Genomic DNA, 19,394 nt, shown 5'->3' on the forward strand with positions numbered 1-19,394 from the left:
TTTTCCTATGAGCAACCAGCTTTTTTAAGGTTTTCGTACTTTGCCTCGCGATGCAAAACGCAGTTACCACATATCTTTCTCTGGGCAGCAATCAGGGCAGCCGCGCCTGGATTTTGCAGCAGGCCATTTTTGCCTTGCAGGAGAAGGCAGGCACGGTTTCGGCTATTAGTTCGGTATACAGCAGCCCTGCCGTGGGTTTTGAGGGGGACGACTTTCTGAACCTCTGCGTAGCCCTGGAAACTACCCTGGGTGCATCGGAATTGCTGAGCTTATTGCTGGAGATCGAACGCGACTTTGGCAGGGTGCGCCGGGACGATGGCACCTATGCCAACCGCAGTCTGGATCTGGATCTCATCTATTATGGGGAAGCGCAATTGCAGGAGGAAAACCTGATAGTCCCGCATCCGCGAATGCACACGCGGGCTTTCGTATTAAAACCCCTGGCCGATATCGCCCCGCAGCACTACCATCCGGTCTTGATGAAAGACACCCGGAACCTGTTGCAAACGGCACCCGACCGCAAAGAAGTCGTCCGGACTGGAATTCGACTTTTTTCCGAGCGCAAACAACTGCTTGCGGATATCGGTTTTCTGGCGATTGAAGGAAACATTGGCTCGGGTAAAACCACCCTGGCACAAAAAATATCCGAGGAGTTTCAGGGGAAACTCATCCTCGAGCGCTTTAAGGACAACCCCTTCCTCCCGCGTTTTTATGAGGACAAGGAGCGCTATGCCTTTCCGCTGGAAATGTCCTTTCTGGCAGATCGCTATCAACAATACACCGAGGATACCGGCCAGCTCGATCTGTTTTCCCGCTTCATGATCAGTGACTACGATATTTACAAGAGCCTGATCTTTGCCAACATTACCCTGCAGGCCGAGGAGTTTACCCTGTATCGCAAATTATTCCGGCTCATGTATTCCGAAGTGCGTAAACCCCGGGTCTATGTGTATCTCTATCAGGGAACCGAACGCTTGTTGGAGCAAATTGCCCGCAGGGGGCGGGACTACGAAAAATCTATCGGGGCGGAATACCTGGAGGAAATCCACCGGGGCTATTTTGATTTTATGCGCTCCACTCCGGATCTCAACAGCCTGGTTATTGACATGGAGCCGTTGGATTTTGTGGCCCGGGAAACCGACTACCTCACCATCCTGGATCGCATCTGCGCCCACCACATACAGGGGATGCCGCTACAGCCCGGGAATGTTAAAGTGTAGGTGACTTTTGGAAAAAACCAGCCAAATTGCTTTCTTGGCCGTCCTTTTAGAAAGGTAACCAGCTAACTCAAGCACTCAAATAAGTACCCCGGATCTCACGATTCGGGGTTTTTTGTTGGATCATTTTTGCCTACAGCTTGGAACTTGCAGGGGAAAGTTTCCGACTCACTTCCCAAAGCACTATTCCCGCGGCTACGGAAACATTTAGGGAGTGTTTGGTGCCGTGCTGAGGGATTTCCAGGACCCCGTCGCACACATCGACCACTTCCTGGGCTACCCCATCTACCTCATGGCCCAGAATCAAAGCTATGGGCGTATTCACTACCGGTTGAAAATCCGCCAATTCCTGGGCACGGGTCGCCTGTTCCACGGCAAAACACTGAAAGCCTTCCCCCTGTAATTGGCCAATTAACTCCGGGGTGGATTCGGCATACTCCCAGGCCACACTTTCCGTTGCCCCCAGGGCCGTTTTCCGGATATCGCGATTGGGCGGCGTGGCCGTGATTCCGCATAGCCAGATTTTTTCCACCCGAAAGGCATCTGAAGAGCGGAATACCGATCCCACATTGTGGGCGCTCCGAACGTTGTCCAGCACTACGTGCACCGGAATCTTCGGCGCCTCCCGGAATTCTTCCGGTGAGAGCCTTCCCAATTCTTCGTTTTTGAGTTTACGCATGTTGGAATTTTCGTCCGCCCTGCAAGGTAGCCATTTTCGACTTCGCACTGTCTGGCTTGGAAGGTGATGCTTCCCTTCTTGGAATTTGCAGCACGGAATCTTTTGAAGTTATCCGAAAATATTAACAGGCATTGGCCACGGCGGGCATTTCTGTTATTTTCGTTTGAATAGCTATTTCGCAAGGTAAAATCGATCGGACCAGAACAACCATGGCCAAAAAAGCAAAGAAAGAAACCCCGTTGATGCAGCAATACAACAGCATCAAGCGTCGCTATCCCGACGCCCTGTTGCTGTTTCGCGTGGGGGACTTCTATGAAACCTTTGGCCAGGATGCCGAAAAGGCAGCCGGGATCCTGGACATTGTGCTAACCCAGCGCAACAACGGAGGCGATAAAACCGCCCTCGCTGGCTTCCCCCACCACGCCCTCAACACCTATTTACCGAAGTTAGTCCGAGCCGGACAACGGGTGGCCATTTGCGACCAGCTCGAAGATCCGAAGCAAACCAAGACCATCGTGAAGCGTGGCGTTACCGAATTGGTGACCCCGGGGGTAAGCCTTATGGACGATGTGCTGCAGGACAAGGACAACAATTACCTGGCCGCAGTGCAATTCGGAGCCCGAAATCTCGGGATTGCCTTTCTGGATATCAGTACCGGGGAATTTTTCCTGGCGGAAGGCCGGGAGGAAACCATCGGGAAGTGGTTGCAGAATTTTGGGCCCAAGGAAGTCCTGATCCCGCGCAATCAACGCCGCCATTTCGAGGAGGTTTTCGGTAGCTCTTATCACACCTTTATTCTGGAGGAATGGATCTTCCAGGAGGATTATGCCCGGGAGCAACTCACCGGACACTTCAAGACCAGCAGCCTCAAAGGCTTTGGGGTCGAGAGCCTGACCGACGGGATTATCGCTGCAGGTGCAGCCCTGCATTATCTGAGCGAAACCCATCACCGCCGCCTGGGGCACATCCAGTCCCTGAGACGATTGGCGGCCGAAGATTATGTCTGGATGGATCGCTTTACCCTGCGCAACCTGGAGGTTTTGCAGGCCCGGGATTCAGAAGGCGTGTCCCTGCTCGATGTATTAGACCAGACGCGAAGCCCTATGGGTGGGCGTATGCTCCGTCGCTGGTTGGCCCTTCCATTAAAGGAAGAAGCCCGCATCGTAAAGCGGCAGGATGGGGTGGCTTATTTTGTAAAGGCTACTCCTGCCCTGGAGCGCTTGCGCAACCAATTAAAACAAATGGGCGACCTGGAGCGGCTCATCGCCAAGGTGGCTACGGCTAAAATCGGTCCCCGGGAATGTGTGCAACTCAAGAACTCCCTGATGGGGATTACCCCGATTCAGGGCCTCCTCAAGGAATCGGATACAGACGCCCTGCTAGAGATTTCCAATAGCCTTGACCCCTGCACGCCTTTGATCGAACGCATTCAGCAAGTCCTGCGGGAGGAAGCCCCAGCCGGTATTACCAAGGGTGGCGCTATCGCCGAAGGCTTTTCCGAGGAACTGGACGAGCTTCGCGGACTTTCCAGAAGTGGCAAGGATTACCTGGACCAGATGCTGGAGCGGGAATCGGAACGCACGGGAATCCCTTCCCTTAAAATCGCTTCCAACAACGTCTTCGGTTACTATATCGAGGTGCGCAACACCCACAGGGACAAGGTTCCGGAAGAGTGGATCCGCAAGCAAACCCTGGTCAATGCAGAGCGCTACATTACCGAAGAACTCAAGGAATACGAAGCCAAGATCCTGGGGGCCGAGGAGCGCATCCTGGATTTGGAGCAACAACTGTTCAACCAGTTGGTGAGCTGGCTACAAGAATATATCGGACCCGTTCAATTGAATGCCCGCTTGCTGGCCGAACTGGATTGCCTGGGCAGTTTTGCCCAAAGTGCCGCCCAGTATAACTATGTGCGCCCGGAAGTCCACCAGGGCACCGACCTATATATTGAACAAGGGCGCCATCCGGTGATTGAGCGTCGCCTTCCCCCTGGAGAAGGGTACATCGCAAACGACTTGTTGATGGATCGGGAGAATCAGCAAATCCTGATGATTACCGGGCCCAACATGAGCGGTAAATCGGCTATTCTGCGACAAACGGCCCTGATTAGCCTCATGGCCCAAGCCGGGAGTTTTGTACCTGCAAATGCAGCAAGACTGGGGCTGATCGACAAGATTTTTACCCGTGTGGGCGCCAGTGACAATATCAGCCTGGGGGAATCGACCTTTATGGTAGAGATGAACGAGGCGGCCTCCATCCTGAATAACCTTTCGGACCGCAGCCTGATCTTGCTCGACGAGATCGGACGGGGTACCAGTACCTACGACGGGATTTCCATTGCCTGGGCCATTGCAGAATTCCTTCACCGGCATCCCTCCCGCCCCAAGACCTTGTTCGCGACCCACTACCACGAACTCAACGAAATGGAGAACAGCTTCCCGCGCATCCGCAACTTTAATGTTGCCGTTCGGGAGTTGGAAGACAAAGTGCTGTTCCTGCGGAAACTGGAAGCAGGGGGAAGTCATCACAGCTTTGGTATCCACGTGGCCCGCATGGCAGGGATGCCCCAACAGGTAGTGCAGAAGGCCAAAAAGATCCTGAAGAAACTGGAGGCAAGCCACTCGGCCGAAGCCCTGGAAGGCACCGCTTCCAATACTACTACCCAAGTTGAAGCCAGCATGACCAATGGCGAAGCCGAAGCCGCTCCCAAGGCCTATCCTAGCCGGGAACAAACCTCTGGGGCCCTACAGGCTGTTCAGGAAGACATGCAACTCAGCTTTTTTAACCTGGACGATCCGCTGTTGGAATCGATCCGGGAGGAAATCCTGGACCTGGATATCGACCGACTCACCCCGGTAGAGGCGCTTATGAAACTCAACGAAATAAAGCGCATACTCACTGCCAAAAAGCGGGCGAGTTCTTAGTACTTCCCCTTATTCCCACACCTTCGAAATGCCCTTGTTTTTGGGGTAAAAATTCTTTGGAATTCCTCAAATTGTATTAAATTTGCCTCCGCGCCGGACCTGAGGTCCCAAGCCTGAAATAATGCGAAAATAGCTCAGTTGGTAGAGCGCCACCTTGCCAAGGTGGAGGTCGCGGGTTCGAATCCCGTTTTTCGCTCAGAGCAAGAAGAAACGCTGTCCGTCAGCGTTTTTTTGTTCCAACCCCTGCTCGGGTGGTGGAATTGGTAGACACGTTGGACTTAAAATCCAATGACCATTGCGGTCGTACGGGTTCAAGTCCCGTCCCGAGTACTTCTAACCCTCTTAATCATTTGATTTTGAGGGTTTTTGTTTCAACCTTAGTCAACTATTAGCCCACATTCTTGAAAGGAGGCTAGTTTTTGTCAAAAAAAACTACATCATGGAAAAGGAAGAACTTATTACCCAAATACGTAGGATAATGGATATTGCCGATAAGAACATTCATGGAGGCTACGCACAAGCTAAGGAATTTTTAAGATTGTATGCAGGGAGCGATTCAGAATTTTATAAGGCGCTAGACTTTAAAGTATTTCCAGTTCACACTTCGGCCATACCCTCAAGAGTCATCACCGTGCTAAGTTCCTTCATTACGTATGTGCAAAATGATCTTCTACGAAGCCTTTCATTACAAAGGGAAATTCAAATAGAAACAGTTTCAGATTACCTTAGCCAGGCGGAAGATTTGTTAAATAATTCTAAGATACATCCAGCGGCTCCTGCAATTATTATTGGTGCTTCTCTGGAAGAGTACCTAAGAACTTGGCTAGAGGACTTGGATTTAGATATAGACAACTTCCCGGCAGGTTTAGATCATTATGCCAAACAGCTAAGGAAAGCCGAAAAAATAACAAAACAAGATCTTAAGGACATCACCTCTTGGGCTGGTATAAGAAATGATGCTGCACACGGGAATTGGGAAAATGTGAACGATAAACAAAGAATTCGCATTATGCTAGAATCCGTAAATTTGTTCATCCGGAAGTACTCCAGATAATGACATGCATAACTCTTTAGAGGCCCTGGTCGTTATCCCCATGCTGGGGACTCTTTCCAGTTATCTGGAAATCCCATAAGCTTCACATCAACACTTGGAAACTCTTCAAATAGGTCTAGTGACTTTTCTAAGAAGCGGTTGCCCGGATTAATATTATTTAATAAACGGTTCACCATCGCAATAACACCATACATGCTGCGATTAAAGTTATCCGGCAGCTCACTATTAAATTTGTATCTCTTTCTTGATGGAATTACTGGTCTGTCTGCGGATAATCCTCGATTCCACAAGCGTCCATGATGGGCACAAATATTTCTAATGTTGTTTAAGTAAACAAACCAAGTTGATAAAACACTTGAAGGGAGTCCAAAATCGCTCGCAATAGATATTTTTTCATCTCCATTCGCAAGCCCTCGATACAATCTAGATAGCTTCCCAAGGGACAATATCTCAAGCGCCATATTCGACGGGGGCAAACTTTCAGATGTATATTTTGCTTTATAGTACTTTAAAAACCTTTCCTGTGGATCTTCAAATTTATCTGCGATTTCCTGGTTGATAGATGCGTAAATTTCCTTGTCGTCGTATAATCCATACGTTCTATACCAAAAAAAACCATGGTTCACGCAAAAGCTATCGGTAAGTTTTGCCCTAAGGGCCACCTCAATCCGTTCCAAATATTCCAATAGGATAAAGCGTAACTTTTTGTCAAAATGATAATGCAGAATGATGTCGTTGAATGCTATCCCTTTAATAAATTTATGACTACCATCATTGGTTTGCAGATGATACATATAACCGGTTAGCCTATAATATCCAATATTGGACAAGTATTTATGCGCTCTTTCAACATTTGGAATAGACAAACCTCTGGATTTAAGAAGTTCTATGTGCTGCTCAGAGCTGAAAGGCTCCTTCTCATACTTCATGAAGACTTAGTTGACTTTAGGGCAAAAAAAAGCCTCGCAAATTGCGCTTGAATCAGAGGCGTGCGAGGGATTGATATCTCAAAAGTAATATATTATGACTCCTTGTACTAGAAAATTAACATTTTTTTTGTTTAAACAAACTCGTCCACGTGAACTTATAATCAAGCCTTTAGCTCATATTTAACGATTCGATTAGCGCGTAAACAGGGTTAATATATATCCTTAAATAGCCATTCTTTTATGATATGCTCGAATTTTAATTCTATAAATAATCATCAAAAGTAACCCAACGCCTCATTCATACTATACTGATTGTAGGGAGTAAGGGTCCGGTTAGAGAAAATGTGAATCTGCTGTAGCTGGAACCGTTTGACGCACCAGGCGAAAAACGCCTTTCTCTTCCTGGATTTATACGTTGAGGTTTTCCATAGTTGCTTGTATCTTCTGCATTTATCTAGTTCATTTTCTGCGTATTTCTCGAAGTCATCTGTCATAGTTTAAAATTACGTAAGCTATCTCTTCTGTCAGACTATGTTGATAAATAAACTACCTGTTAAACATTCCGGAATTAAACCTATCATAGGCTTTCGTAAATACTTAAAACCATAATTTTTCTATGGTTTTCACATAGTAGTTTTGTAAGACTTATCCTTAATTTAAGGATATCAAAACTTATAGATAAATGCGCTATTACTTACCATTGTTGCTATTAATTTTCCTTTCATGTCAAAAAGAAGACCTCAAATCAACTGAAACATTACCCGAAGAGAATATAGAACAGGCTCAACCATCACGTGTAAATACGATTGATCCCTCACAAATTCCAGAGGTAATTGATTTAATTTCTCAGCTAACCGGAGTTTCTGATTTCGACCTCTCTGGTAAAAAATCAATGAAGTATGAAGATGCTGAAATTATGCTGGATAGCGTATTGGAACTAGTTGAAGAGAACAGTCGGAACTACTCATTTAGAATTAGGACAAAAAAAGCAAAGTATGATAGGTTTTATCAGCTCCAAGTATCCAAAGATATTAACGGAAATCTGAATACTCCCATAGTAAGAGAGTACAAATTCAGAAAAGGAGGCATGGACGACTTCATGTCTAATCGTATGGACGCAAGAAAATTTAGAGTTCGTTTCAAGAATTATGGCTTCTATGATTTCTTCAAAACCAAAGACAAAAGAGATTTAGATAACAAGAATGGCGACTGCGGCTCGGGAAACATTGGTGGAGATGGCGGCCCGATAACATTCGGTCCTGGAGAGACTTGGGATGTGGACTTTGATAACGGAAACTTTTCCGCTTCTACTGTCTTCTCATTCCCAACTAACCTAGTATCATACACGTATACCATTACCTATGAAAACAGCTCAGGTCAAAGCGAATCAGCATCTGCCTCTGGGAATAGTTCTTATCTAGATCAAGTATTTACCACCGGAGGTTTTGGCTCAGGGCCGGTCAATGTAATTACATTCCCTCCGAACACCGCATCAATCACCACTCTTACCAATTATGGAACTGGAACTGCTCAGACTGGATCTGGCGGCACACAACCGCCCTGTACTATAGTTGTTACTGCTAATGAGGGAGTTGTCGAATCAGTAAGTTTTGGTGCGGATTGTTATAACAATGGTAATGACCTACGAGAATATAACAGCTCTAAATCTGGAGATTGTGGTTCATCTGGAGGGTTCGGCGTGACTATTCCTGCTAACGTACAATTGGCATATCAATTGAAACAGAAGCTCGGTATTAGTTCGAACAACGATCCCGACAATGCATACGGTGACTGGTTTGTAAATAACCATGATGATTCCATAATCATTGATAATTTTTTGGAATTGCTTAATAATAGTGATTTTGCAATAACCGCTGTACTTTCTTTAGTTGGTGCGGAACTGAGCAGTGATATTATCGAGGTAGATTTTGCAGAAGAACTCCTTAGGATGGCGATAACAGAAGATGAATTTCTTTTGCTACAAGTGCCTTGTAATCAAATCCAGAATTGGCAAAACTTGGCACAGCACAAACCTCCTCAAGAAATTGTTGACAAGGTTACACAGATAGAAGAGGACAATGTTACTCTGTTCGGTGACTTCCAAATTCAGTACTTGGAAGATGCTGAAGGCGCAATTGTTAATATGGATTACTTCCCGATAGTCGTAAATCAACTACCGATCAATCCGGCTACGGGTAATAGGTTTTCCGCCACTGGATTTCTGTCTCACATAAGGAAGAACTTAAACTCATTTTCTAATTCGTTATTGGTAAATTTTGAACCCTATTCCTTTATGGATACTGGTTACAATGAGACTGCAATCTGGAATTCAAATAATCCTTTCGGAGCAATTATACACATTGATATAAATGCTGGTTCGATATTAGGACCGTCCAATGATGGTTCCGTTATTGTGAGTTCTGCAACCTCTGCAAATTGGATATTTACTACAATTGAGGCGGCAGGTGACTGGACTCACCCAGTAAGCGGTAATAGAGAATTTGGATATTATTACGATTCAAATCTAGGATTGGGAGGTTCATATGTCTATTATGTAAGAGGTGTAGATCGAATAACAGAAGAAATTGACGATATCATCGCAAATGCCTTTCGCATGGATCACCCGTTTGCCGGAGCCGACGATTTATGGAACTCATTTATGCAAGGAATTGAATCATATGTAAATAGTAATGGGGGAACTGGGAGTATTGGAACTAATGAAATTTATCGTCCATATTGGGACGACGTAAAAGATGTGCTCCAGGGAAATAAATCAATAGAAGAATTGGATTGTAATTAAACTAAACAATATGCCCGGAAACAGAGTTTTTAATACCTTAGGAAAGATTGTTGGCTTATCGGTAATTCTATTTACCCTAAGTATTATATTTTTCGCTTTACTGCCATCTTTTGAGAAAGAGAACTCCCACCCTATTAATCTCGAAAGTATAGGAAGAGTATATGTTTACTTGTTTTTAATTTTCATTTGGATTTACTTTATTGCTGTTGCCATATATCACATATTGCTGAATAGAGTAGCTAAAAATTCTAATTGGTCTGTAAAAGCAATATTGGCGGTGGTCATTGCATCGATCTTTGGGTTTTTAAGTTTCAATTTTGGTCATATGATCGATGGCGACTATTCGCGTATTGCAGTAACGATCCCCTTGCTTGTTTTCTATCTGTTTATTGGATTTTGCATGTATTTCTTCTACGGTTTGATATTTCGTAAAAATTGAAAAGTCAGAGCTTTGTGATATTACTTAGCTGAAATCTAAATGCATCCAAAAGGGGCGATTGTCCGACATATAATATCTTAGGTATGCCCTAAACTCAAGTGGATTGTCTGGGTCCCATAGCTCCGGGAATATCGCGGTATCAAAATCAAATACCCCATGAGTCACTATCTTCGACTTGATGTCTGGAAGGAAAGCTATTTAGTCATACATCTTATCGTTGGTGATATTCGAGTAGACCTTCGTAGAATGTTCTGGTAAATGGAGTCCTCTCTTGATTAGGACTTTATAAACTTCATCCCCTGGTTCGACTTTTGGAATATTAAAATCTCCCATGGCGATTATGTTCTTTGAGAAGGCATTTACCGAATTACGCCTCAGATCCGCGAACCTACCTATAACAAAAGCCTCAAGTGCTCTGCGTTCGATGTCAGACTTAGAAGTACTCCCGAAAAAAGAGTGGACTGTAATAAGCAAAATAAACTCATCACGCCATTGAAATGAGCAAAGGAAGGGATTTCTATCAAACCCGGTAAAAGTCTGGGTAAAGCCGTCTATTTTGATCCATTTATGGTCTTTGGGAGGGATCGCAATCTCAGCTACAAGCTCTAGCTGATTTTTGATTGATCCGTCATACACGAAGCAAGAACGTTCATTGTTCCCGCCCTTATCTGTGAAGATCAAGTTGTTTTCAGATGGCAGGAAAGACTCTGTCCCTCTAAGGCCTTCTAGATCATCGTTTACTTCTTGTATAGCTACGATATCAAACCATGAAATCACCTCAGCCAGGAGCTCATAGTGGGCTTTGGTTCTGTCTTGTAACCCAAGATTAGCAATGTTCCAGGATCCGATAAGTAATCGGTCAGCTTGTCTCTCTGGTATCTCCCTGGTTTGCTTATGCGCTAGGAGGTTTTGACTCTCAGTTTGAACATCAAACGGGAATACGATATTAGGTTTCGGGAAGGACGGTATGTCTATATATTTTCTATTTAATCAATATAATGCCTAAGAACATAAAATGAAGTTCGCTTTGTACGAATTGTCTTATTTATCTTATATGTTGTAATTAGGTCATACATGTAGCATAATCAAAAGATAAAAATGGGAGTCTGATTTCAAGAGTCTCAGATTTATTATAAATTCTTGGAGGTTAGTTCCAGGGAGCCCACTAAGCGAATTTGATTCTTTGACGTTCCTGAATTTAAGCAACTTATACAAAAATTCAACCTATTCAGACATCACATAACTTACCTATCAATTCATTAAAGACTATATTGGTTTTGACAACGATGATTATCAAACAGAAAATGCCAAATTGAAGGAAGAAATCTGCACTTGGTGGGAACAAGAAAGGGATTAATTCTGCACAAAATTTGTTTATAGTCCTGGGGCAGCAAGAAGCCAAGCCCGATTTGTTGAGATCTATTTTAATAACAAAACCCCCTAATTAAATTTTATTTAATTTTTTTAAATAAGCGCATTAATTATTTAATTTATACTTTTAATTCTTAATTAACGGCGAGGTTAAATAATATTAAATGCGAAATTTTAAATCTGGCACTTACATAAGTCAAGGCACTTTTAAAAGCTTTTCTCCAAACAAAATTAACCGCGAATGGCAACTTGACGATATTGAGGTAATTGCTCTTCTAAGTAAAGCTGATCGTCAATTGGGGCGGTTAGATATGTATTCTGATTACATACCAAATATTGAGCTTTTTATTAGAATGCACGTACTTAAAGAAGCTACTAAGTCTAGTAAAATAGAAGGCACCAAAACCAATATTGAAGATGCCCTCCAGGCTAAAGCTGATATTTCGGAAGAAAAAAGAGATGATTGGGAGGAAGTCCAAAACTATATAGAAGCGCTAAATAGTGCCATTGAGGCCTTACAAGAACTGCCATTTTCTACTAGACTGATCAAACAGACACATTCCATACTCCTACAAAATGTCAGGGGCAAACATAAATTGCCCGGAGAATTTCGGTCTAGTCAAAATTGGATAGGCGGCGCATCAATAAGCGATGCCGTATTTATTCCTCCTTACTATAAAGAAGTATCAGAGCTAATGAGTGACCTGGAAAAATTTGCTCATAATGAACAAATCCATCTTCCAGATCTTTTAAAGATTGCTCTCATCCATTATCAATTCGAGACAATACACCCGTTTTTAGATGGTAATGGGAGAGTTGGTAGACTTATGATAACTCTTTATTTAGTCGAAAAACAGATATTGAAAAAGCCCATATTATATCTCTCAGATTTCTTAGAAAGAAATAGAGCTCTTTATTATGATAATCTAATGAAGGTTCGTGAACAGAACAATATTCAACAGTGGTTTAAATTCTTCTTAGTTGGAATTATAGAGACGGCAAAAAGTAGTATTCTAACTTTTGATAATATTCTTAAACTACAGAAAGATGTTGATGAAAAATTGCAACGTCTAGGTAGTAGAACTAATAATGCAAGAACTATTCTTTCCCATCTCTATCTTCATCCCTTAATCGATGCGCAAAAAGTCAATGAATTGACTGGTCTATCGATGCCTTCTTCATACACACTTATTTCTGAGTTAGAGGGCTTGGGCATAATTCAGGAGATAACAGGTGCTAAAAGAGGCAAAAATTATTGGTTTGAGGATTACATTGCGCTTTTCAAATAAATAGGTCGCCAACGGCCGGCAAACAATGTTCTGGCGACCTTGATTCGTTAGTTTATCTTAATTTTCAAGTGTATTCCACCCGGAATCCACGAATTTCGGAGTATTCTGCTCGCCGTCCATTTGGCCCCATCGTGCAGCTCTTTATAAGATCAGAACCGGATGTGGACAAATCCGGATGCGTTGTGGCTAATTAAATCTTCTATTTACAAACTAGATGAAATATTATTTATTAAAGACATGAGTGATTTATCAAAAGAACAGAAAAGACAACTTTTTGTTGATTTCATTCGATTCATAAACGCTATAGAGTTTCCCAATGAATTTGATGAACCTAAAAGGATACATTTATTATCCCTTGATGAGAGAATGGTAATGGCGGCAACATACTATTTACAGGACTATGATGGAGAAGGATTTTCTATTATTATTGAAGAGGTTGATAATGACACTGTGAATCTAAAAATTCATGAACCTTATACCGACGATTTTTTTGAAAAAGATAACATAGTCGTTCGAAATGGAATATTGGAAAAATATAAAAATTTCGACGTGGACGATACTTATTTAAGTGTTGGATTAATAGAAATAGTGGATAATATTCCAGTAGTTAGGCCCAATAAGATCTTGAAAATTCCCTTAAAATCAATTTCGTTTTATGAGAAAAAGAATGAATGATGGAAGGAAATAATTCTCAAGTCATTTAGCCGTGTTCGAAGCAAATAGAGTAAGTGATGGTGAAGGCCGAGAAATAATAAGCCTTAAAGCTGGTGATTTTGAGTACAAAATTCCTGAAGTAGTTCATGAGGGCCTACAACTAAGCTCGTGATTCGTTATTTATCAACCATTCCTAAAGGCTAAGTTCCCTCAATTAGCGCCAGATACCATAAATAAAGAACTTCTCAGACTTTCACAATTACTCCCGGGTTGTGAATTCAACAATATTACCAAATCCAATAGTACCAAATCCAACGCGGTAGGTGCGAGCGCGATAGGTTGTGTTTGCCTCTAAGCCATCAATGACTAAAGTGAAGTCTGCAATACCCTCTCCAGCGCTTTCCCTAGTTCCGTCGTTGACTGGGGATCCAATGGGAGCCCAAACGATTCCCTTATCGGTTATTTCTATTCGACCCTCCTCTTCAAAAACACCTCCAATAGTTACCGAGTTTTGGGTAATATTGGACGGCTCGGTAGTGTTCAATACCGGTAATAACGGGCCTGGATCCTCCTCACCAATCGAACAGCCAGAAAGTAAGAGAGCAAAGGCTATTATGCGCAAACCATAGGGTAAAGTGGGGTTGAAATTCAACATAGATTAGGGATTAAATAAAAAACAGTTTGAATATGGAATGTTATAAAGTACTCAATTAATTGAAATCGATTTAGGAATGCTTGGGTTTTTGACTTGAAATGCTCGGGTGGGACTTACGGAGCCGCGGGCGAGGTTATTCTTATCGATTCTCTATTTGAATTTTCGACCTACTTCTCACTCACCCGGATAAAACCTATATTTAAGAAGGTAAATCTGCTTTCCCTATATTTTGCTAATTATTAGAAGCTACAGAACATGTCAAACAAACTTCAGAAAATAAGCATCATTACGGAGATAGTAGGTGCTGTAGCCATTGTCATTTCACTGATTTTTGTCGGTATTCAATTTACCGAAAACACCAAGGCTACCAAATCGGCAACTGCGGCTAGTACGATTGCTACTATTGCTTCCTGGTATACCGAAATGGGCAATAATGAACAATCCAGTAGCCTGTTTTACAATTTCATGGCGAGCCCTGATTCACTTTCCTCAGAGGAGAGATTTCAAGTCATCATAAATATGCATGGCCTTTTTCTAACCTTTCAGAATAGTTTTTATTTCAATCAGCAAGGAACCCTCGATTCGGATATTCAAAAATCCATTACCATGGCAGTAGTAGGCGTTAAAGACCAACCGGGCTTTCGCCTATTCTGGAAACTGCGGAGAGAACTGTTCTTGCCGGAATTTCAGAAGCATATCGATGAAATCGTGGATACGGACATAGAGATTTCTGAGGGAATGTATAAGGACGTCTCTAGTCTGGAGTCATCTGATTAATATTTATAGCTGCCTATGAAACTGCTTTGCACTGCGTTCTTCCTCCTGTTTTTTACGAGTTCTTTTGCACAAGAATTAGCATGTGATCGATTTAAAACGGGAAAATTCCTGATGGAAGATCCTAATACCGGTAAAAACTACATTACACGAACCGCAACTACGCAGATCGAAGACGTGCCCGATTTGGGAATTAAAGTCGAACTCAATATTCGCTGGGAAGACGAGTGCACTTTCGTACTAACATTGAAAAAAGTATTGGAGAATACAAGCGGAAGAGAGGTAGGTGACTTTGAGTTAATATCCAAGATTACAGAAACTGGTGAGGACTATTTTTTGGTGTCGTCCCGAATCGAGGGTATGGACCTAATTATGGATAGAAAGTTTGTAGTATTGGAGTGAGCCAGGTTGTATTAAAAATATACTCCACTTATAACGGAAACTGACTCAGCAAGATTAAACAGATGCAATAGCTATGAAGCCCATTAAAATATTAGAAGTTACTGGCCTTATCCTGGTGTTGATTGGATTCCTTTTGTTTCTATCCGAAAGGATCTTTTACATCGAGCAGCTCAAAGATGCCTATGATTACGATAGTTTCTTATTGCCTGTAGGACTGGTGCTCATTTTAATCACTTTTCGAAGGAAGAAAAAAGCGGGAAAGTAATTTTGACCACAAATCCTGACTTACCCATTCTCCCGAACGCTTCCCTCAAAATTCCCTAACTTCCCAAAAAGAAATTGCCATGAAAGCCATTTGGAACAATCAGGTCCTCGCGGAAAGCGACGATACCGTCGTTATTGAAAACAATCACTACTTCCCGGTCGAGAGCCTGAACAAGGAGTATTTTACGGATAGCAATACCAAATCTACCTGCCCCTGGAAAGGGGTCGCTTCCTATTACAGTCTGGAAGTAGATGGAAAATCTAATCACGACGCCGCCTGGTACTATTCCGATCCCAAGCATGCTGCCCTTGCCATAAAGGGACGCGTAGCCTTTTGGAAAGGTGTGGAAGTAGTTGACTAGCTCTACAAAACCCAACTAAATTTTCAAAGTAGTTTAAGGCACTCGTCTTACGCCTTCCAATAGGTCGGTGTGTAAATATGGCGCATTTTCAGATCGGTGCAGAACGGAAATGTCACCGGTAGACTCCAAGATCACGGCTTCTACTTGGTTAAAGTCAAGCACATTGGCCTCCCGCAATTTCGCTATGAGCTGAGACTTTTCAATCCGTGCAGCCTTTAAATTGTCGTACAAGATTTCTTCACCTTCCATGAGCAGTAAAGGCTTGTTGGAAATAGCAGAACTGAGTCCCGGAAATTTTCGCTGTAGGAAAGAGAAAGTAAAGGTGAGCACCAGAAGCGAAGCAATGGCTACAGTACCATGCACTATAGTAGTACTCGAAGTTAGCGTGGAGGAAATTATGCTTCCTATTGCCACGGTAAAAGCAAAATCGTAGGCCGTAAACTTCGCGAATGACCTCAGGCCTATAATTCTGGTTAGGCCTACAACAGCTATAAAAATCAAAAAACTTCCTATAAAAGTCTCCCAAAGAGGATCCTCCAAATTATAAATCCAGTCCATACAGCATAAATGATTTATCGCTCCCTGCAATCTGGATATTTCCGGATTCTTGAAAGCCTAGCTTACGGAGCAATTTCTGTGATCCAAGATTATCAATAGTAGTAATTGCCTTAAGGGCGCTTAGTCCAAATGTTTCAGCGGCTGCCACCACCAGCTTCTCCGAAGCCTCAAAAGCATAGCCTTGATTTTCATATTCAGGAAGGAGTGCAAACCCTAAGTCTATCCCATCCAGACCTTCGCGATCGTATAGTCCTATGGTGCCCATTTTACTCCCATCCGACTTACGCCTTATCGTGTAGGTAGAATATCCCAAACGCTTTAATTGAGGTATCATTCGATCTTCAATATACGTCCTTGCGTCCGCACTCGTGTGCACATTCCGGTCCCCTATGAACTCAATCCAATTGGGGCTGTTAAATAATTCCAGGATAAATACTGCATCCTCCACTTGGGTGGGACGCAATAGCAACCGTTGGGTTTCAAAGGAAGGATACTCCAAAAAGGGTTATTGTGAAATTCCTCGTTCGCTAATCCGCCTTATGCACTTCCAACTCAATTTCAATCAGGAATTCGGGTAGGGCGAGCTCTTTGACCCCGAGCCATGTGCCCGTGGGGAAGTGATTGGTATAGATTTCTCCCCGATACGCAGCAACTTCCAGGAATGCTGCCATGTCTGTAGTGAAGATATTCTCGACAACAACATCGTCGAAAGTACAGCCATAATGCTCCAAAATCTTTCTGAGATCAGTATAGCAGTTTTTCATTTGTTTTTCGATATCCCCAATAGCCATAGGTGCTCCAGCGTCATCCATACTCACGGCTCCAGATACTTTAATGGAATTTCCAATTTTAACTGCATGGGAGTAGCCATAAGCCTTTTCCACATCCGGACGCAGGAGGAAATACTCCGCCGTATCCGATTTGGATTCCATTTCAGTAACTACTTCCTCTTGAGATTGCTGGGTTTGCTCCTGGCAGGAAAACAGTACGGCGGCCAGCACTATACTAGCCATATAGGCAAGGTGTCGGTTTTTCATAGTCAGTCGGTTTTCACTAAAAGTAGCTTAAAAACCATTCAGATTCACCACTGAAAAAAAATAAATACAGAATAGAGTGCTCCTACCCCTCCTTCATCGGTGGGGTTTCGGCCTTAACTTCGTCGATCCATGTATTGACGCGGCGTTCCAGTAGCTCCAGGGGCATCGCGCCACCTCCTAAAATGGTGTCGTGGAAGCCGCGAATATCGAATTGGTCCCCCAACTCGGTTTCTGCTTTTTGCCGCAGTTCCTGGATTTTTAACATCCCGATTTTGTAAGCCGTTGCCTGCCCGGGCATGACCATGTATCGCTGCACTTCTGCCTTGATAGCCCCTGATGAAATCGAAGAATTCTCCTCGAAATAGCGGATCCCGTCGGCTTCAGTCCAACCCTTGGCATGGAGGCCGGTATCTACAACTAAACGAATAGCCCGCCAGATTTCATTGACTAGGCGGCCAAAATCGTAGTAAGGATTCTCATATCCCCCCATTTCCCCCGCAAGGGTTTCCGAGTACAATCCCCAACCTTCGCTGTAGGCGGTAAAGCCTGCCTGGGTTCGGAAGGTCGGTACAGATTCCAATTCCTGAGCAATGGAGATTTGCATGTGGTGGCCCGGTACGCCCTCATGATAGGCTACCCCTTCCATGGTGGTCTTGGGCATAGCGGTCATATCGGAAAGGTGGGCGTAGTAGGTTCCATTACGGCTACCGTCAGGAGTCCCCGGATAATAGTGTTGGGGTGCCCCATCCTGCTCGCGGAAAGCTTCCACCCGCTTCACATCCAAACCAGCCTTGGGCAGGATGCCAAAGTAATCTGGGAGTTTCGCGTATAAGGCATCGAGATAGGCCGAAGACTCATCGATATAAGCCTGCCGGCCTTCGTCCGTATTCGGGAAAAAGAATTGCTCGTCCGTATTGACAAACTCAAAGAACTCCTTCAGCGTTCCCTCGAATCCTACTTTTTCTTTAATGGCTTCCATTTCGCCCTGGATCCGAGCCACCTCAGCCAGTCCAATCTCATGGATTTCCTCGGCGGTTAGGTCCGTTGTGGTCGAGAGCTTCAGGCGGTAATTGTAGTACGCCTCCCCATTCGGGTGCCGGCTAACTCCGGTGGGCGTTGCCTCCGCATTCGGCATTTCAGATTCCAGCCAGGCAATCAGGTTTTCATATGCGGGTTGTAAATCGTTTACCAAAGCATCGGATGCAGAAGCGCGCAGGGAATCGACCATGGCTTCCTCCAGCCCCGCTTCAGAGAGTGCGGCCAATTTGCGATTGACATCGCCCCACAAAGGCGAAGGAGTATCGGAATCGGTAAAAGGTTGCCCGTCAATCACGGCTTTGGATTGTTGCAAGACAATTTTGAAGGAGAATTCAGGAGGAATGATGCCCTCCTCAGCCTGTGCCTCGGCGCGATCTATCAACTGGTTCATGGCGCGTCCTCCTTCCCGTAAGCGGGAGATATATGCCTCCATATCCGAAACGCTATCCACGGTATGGAAATTCATCATCAGGTTGGGGAACAGGGCATGGACGCCCATCATCTGGTGGAAGACATAATCCGACTCCCAGAAAGGTTTCCCTTCTAATTCCTGTTCGTATTGATAGACCCAGAGATCGTAAGAGGTTTTGTCGGCAGCATCCAGGTTTTCGTAGTTGAATTTCTCGCGAAGCTCCTCCACAGTGGCCGCCTTCCAGTCCAGGTGGCGCTGTTGGGCCTCCAGGCTCATATCGTCCAGTTCGCCGTACAGGTCCTTGCGCCCTATAACGGTCATTTGCAAGGGACTCATTTGGAGTTCCTCCTCGTACTTTTCCTCGAACCAGGCATTGAGTTCCTCCTTCTGGGAGGGGATTTCTTCAGGTTCCTCCTTGCAATTGACAAGCAGGAATACTAAACATAAAAGGGTAAGGGGCCGTAAGGCGGAGTACACGCGTTGCATGAGTTTGTTTTTATGGGTTTGTTATTATCCCATAAGGTATCTCATAACAG

General features: G+C 44.1%; 18 protein-coding genes and 2 tRNA genes. 12 read left to right on the forward strand and 8 right to left on the reverse strand.

Annotated elements, in window-relative coordinates:
• Positions 1-50: 50 nt before the first annotated feature.
• Entirely contained in the window at positions 51-1,220 is a 1,170-nt protein-coding gene (folK, locus tag BM318_RS02830; protein WP_092980513.1) for a 2-amino-4-hydroxy-6-hydroxymethyldihydropteridine diphosphokinase, read from the forward strand.
• Positions 1,221-1,350: 130 nt separating this feature from the next.
• Here the strand turns inward: folK and BM318_RS02835 are convergent, their stop codons facing one another.
• Positions 1,351-1,896 carry an RNA methyltransferase gene (locus BM318_RS02835; protein WP_092980515.1) on the reverse strand — a complete coding sequence of 182 codons (546 nt, stop codon included), beginning with the start codon at positions 1,894-1,896 and terminating at the stop codon, positions 1,351-1,353.
• 209 nt (positions 1,897-2,105) lie between these two features.
• Here BM318_RS02835 and mutS point away from each other — a divergent pair, with 209 nt between their 5' ends.
• From mutS to BM318_RS02855, 4 genes are all read left to right on the forward strand, one after another.
• Positions 2,106-4,820: a DNA mismatch repair protein MutS gene (gene mutS, locus BM318_RS02840; RefSeq protein WP_092980516.1), complete on the forward strand. Its 2,715-nt coding sequence runs from the start codon at positions 2,106-2,108 to the stop codon at positions 4,818-4,820.
• A 123-nt stretch (positions 4,821-4,943) separates the two neighbouring features.
• Positions 4,944-5,016 (forward strand) — tRNA-Gly (locus BM318_RS02845).
• A gap of 49 nt (positions 5,017-5,065) precedes the next feature.
• Positions 5,066-5,150 (forward strand) — tRNA-Leu (locus tag BM318_RS02850).
• A gap of 109 nt (positions 5,151-5,259) precedes the next feature.
• The gene (locus tag BM318_RS02855; RefSeq protein ID WP_092980518.1) at positions 5,260-5,874 is read left to right on the forward strand and encodes a hypothetical protein; all 615 of its coding nucleotides are present in this window, start codon (positions 5,260-5,262) and stop codon (positions 5,872-5,874) included.
• 32 nt (positions 5,875-5,906) lie between these two features.
• Here the strand turns inward: BM318_RS02855 and BM318_RS02860 are convergent, their stop codons facing one another.
• Positions 5,907-6,803 carry an Abi family protein gene (locus BM318_RS02860; RefSeq protein ID WP_092980520.1) on the reverse strand — a complete coding sequence of 299 codons (897 nt, stop codon included), beginning with the start codon at positions 6,801-6,803 and terminating at the stop codon, positions 5,907-5,909.
• A 682-nt stretch (positions 6,804-7,485) separates the two neighbouring features.
• Here BM318_RS02860 and BM318_RS02870 point away from each other — a divergent pair.
• The gene (locus tag BM318_RS02870; RefSeq protein WP_092980523.1) at positions 7,486-9,603 is read left to right on the forward strand and encodes a hypothetical protein; all 2,118 of its coding nucleotides are present in this window, start codon (positions 7,486-7,488) and stop codon (positions 9,601-9,603) included.
• Positions 9,604-10,240: 637 nt separating this feature from the next.
• Here BM318_RS02870 and BM318_RS02880 read toward each other — a convergent pair.
• Entirely contained in the window at positions 10,241-10,819 is a 579-nt protein-coding gene (locus BM318_RS02880; RefSeq protein WP_092980527.1) for an exonuclease/endonuclease/phosphatase family protein, read from the reverse strand.
• Positions 10,820-11,577: 758 nt separating this feature from the next.
• Here BM318_RS02880 and BM318_RS02885 point away from each other — a divergent pair.
• Positions 11,578-12,702, forward strand: a complete 1,125-nt coding sequence (locus tag BM318_RS02885) for a Fic family protein (protein ID WP_092980528.1) — start codon at positions 11,578-11,580, stop codon at positions 12,700-12,702.
• Positions 12,703-12,939: 237 nt separating this feature from the next.
• On the forward strand, positions 12,940-13,377 hold the full coding sequence (locus BM318_RS02890) for a hypothetical protein (RefSeq protein WP_143099901.1): 438 nt from the start codon (positions 12,940-12,942) through the stop codon (positions 13,375-13,377).
• A gap of 238 nt (positions 13,378-13,615) precedes the next feature.
• On the opposite strand, the gene BM318_RS02895 is transcribed toward BM318_RS02890, so the two are convergent.
• Positions 13,616-14,011 (reverse strand): fibronectin type III domain-containing protein, encoded by a 396-nt coding sequence (locus tag BM318_RS02895; RefSeq protein WP_092980531.1) that lies wholly within the window; start codon positions 14,009-14,011, stop codon positions 13,616-13,618.
• Positions 14,012-14,266: 255 nt separating this feature from the next.
• On the opposite strand from BM318_RS02895, the gene BM318_RS02900 reads away from it, so the two are divergent.
• From BM318_RS02900 to BM318_RS02915, 4 genes are all read left to right on the forward strand, one after another.
• Complete coding sequence (locus BM318_RS02900) at positions 14,267-14,788, forward strand: hypothetical protein (protein ID WP_092980533.1); 522 nt, start codon at positions 14,267-14,269, stop codon at positions 14,786-14,788.
• 15 nt (positions 14,789-14,803) lie between these two features.
• Positions 14,804-15,187, forward strand: coding sequence for a hypothetical protein (locus BM318_RS02905; protein ID WP_092980535.1), 384 nt, complete (start codon positions 14,804-14,806; stop codon positions 15,185-15,187).
• Positions 15,188-15,260: 73 nt separating this feature from the next.
• Complete coding sequence (locus BM318_RS02910) at positions 15,261-15,452, forward strand: hypothetical protein (protein WP_092980537.1); 192 nt, start codon at positions 15,261-15,263, stop codon at positions 15,450-15,452.
• Between the two features lie 79 nt (positions 15,453-15,531).
• Positions 15,532-15,813, forward strand: coding sequence for a DUF427 domain-containing protein (locus BM318_RS02915; protein WP_092980539.1), 282 nt, complete (start codon positions 15,532-15,534; stop codon positions 15,811-15,813).
• Positions 15,814-15,846: 33 nt separating this feature from the next.
• Here BM318_RS02915 and BM318_RS02920 read toward each other — a convergent pair whose 3' ends face one another.
• From BM318_RS02920 to BM318_RS02935, 4 genes are all read right to left on the reverse strand, one after another.
• Positions 15,847-16,371 (reverse strand): DUF421 domain-containing protein, encoded by a 525-nt coding sequence (locus BM318_RS02920; RefSeq protein ID WP_092980541.1) that lies wholly within the window; start codon positions 16,369-16,371, stop codon positions 15,847-15,849.
• On the reverse strand, positions 16,355-16,834 hold the full coding sequence (locus BM318_RS02925) for a GNAT family N-acetyltransferase (protein WP_245759724.1): 480 nt from the start codon (positions 16,832-16,834) through the stop codon (positions 16,355-16,357). Before BM318_RS02925 ends, BM318_RS02920 begins: the two co-directional genes overlap by 17 nt.
• A gap of 64 nt (positions 16,835-16,898) precedes the next feature.
• Positions 16,899-17,303 (reverse strand): RidA family protein, encoded by a 405-nt coding sequence (locus BM318_RS02930; protein WP_394333331.1) that lies wholly within the window; start codon positions 17,301-17,303, stop codon positions 16,899-16,901.
• Between the two features lie 187 nt (positions 17,304-17,490).
• Positions 17,491-19,344, reverse strand: a complete 1,854-nt coding sequence (locus BM318_RS02935; protein ID WP_092980545.1) for a DUF885 domain-containing protein — start codon at positions 19,342-19,344, stop codon at positions 17,491-17,493.
• Between the last annotated feature and the right edge of the window lie 50 nt (positions 19,345-19,394).

The sequence above is a fragment of the Robiginitalea myxolifaciens genome (assembly GCF_900115205.1).
Taxonomy (GTDB): domain Bacteria; phylum Bacteroidota; class Bacteroidia; order Flavobacteriales; family Flavobacteriaceae; genus Robiginitalea; species Robiginitalea myxolifaciens.

Excerpts from the sequence above, each read along its gene's own strand:
- folK (WP_092980513.1), top strand. The coding sequence starts at position 51 with ATGCAAAACGCAGTTACCACATATCTTTCTCTGGGCAGCAATCAGGGC.
- BM318_RS02835 (WP_092980515.1), bottom strand. The coding sequence starts at position 1,896 with ATGCGTAAACTCAAAAACGAAGAATTGGGAAGGCTCTCACCGGAAGAA.
- mutS (WP_092980516.1), top strand. The coding sequence starts at position 2,106 with ATGGCCAAAAAAGCAAAGAAAGAAACCCCGTTGATGCAGCAATACAAC.
- BM318_RS02855 (WP_092980518.1), top strand. The coding sequence starts at position 5,260 with ATGGAAAAGGAAGAACTTATTACCCAAATACGTAGGATAATGGATATT.
- BM318_RS02860 (WP_092980520.1), bottom strand. The coding sequence starts at position 6,803 with ATGAAGTATGAGAAGGAGCCTTTCAGCTCTGAGCAGCACATAGAACTT.
- BM318_RS02870 (WP_092980523.1), top strand. The coding sequence starts at position 7,486 with ATGCGCTATTACTTACCATTGTTGCTATTAATTTTCCTTTCATGTCAA.
- BM318_RS02885 (WP_092980528.1), top strand. The coding sequence starts at position 11,578 with ATGCGAAATTTTAAATCTGGCACTTACATAAGTCAAGGCACTTTTAAA.
- BM318_RS02890 (WP_143099901.1), top strand. The coding sequence starts at position 12,940 with ATGAGTGATTTATCAAAAGAACAGAAAAGACAACTTTTTGTTGATTTC.
- BM318_RS02895 (WP_092980531.1), bottom strand. The coding sequence starts at position 14,011 with ATGTTGAATTTCAACCCCACTTTACCCTATGGTTTGCGCATAATAGCC.
- BM318_RS02900 (WP_092980533.1), top strand. The coding sequence starts at position 14,267 with ATGTCAAACAAACTTCAGAAAATAAGCATCATTACGGAGATAGTAGGT.
- BM318_RS02905 (WP_092980535.1), top strand. The coding sequence starts at position 14,804 with ATGAAACTGCTTTGCACTGCGTTCTTCCTCCTGTTTTTTACGAGTTCT.
- BM318_RS02910 (WP_092980537.1), top strand. The coding sequence starts at position 15,261 with ATGAAGCCCATTAAAATATTAGAAGTTACTGGCCTTATCCTGGTGTTG.
- BM318_RS02915 (WP_092980539.1), top strand. The coding sequence starts at position 15,532 with ATGAAAGCCATTTGGAACAATCAGGTCCTCGCGGAAAGCGACGATACC.
- BM318_RS02920 (WP_092980541.1), bottom strand. The coding sequence starts at position 16,371 with ATGGACTGGATTTATAATTTGGAGGATCCTCTTTGGGAGACTTTTATA.
- BM318_RS02930 (WP_394333331.1), bottom strand. The coding sequence starts at position 17,303 with ATGGAATCCAAATCGGATACGGCGGAGTATTTCCTCCTGCGTCCGGAT.
- BM318_RS02935 (WP_092980545.1), bottom strand. The coding sequence starts at position 19,344 with ATGCAACGCGTGTACTCCGCCTTACGGCCCCTTACCCTTTTATGTTTA.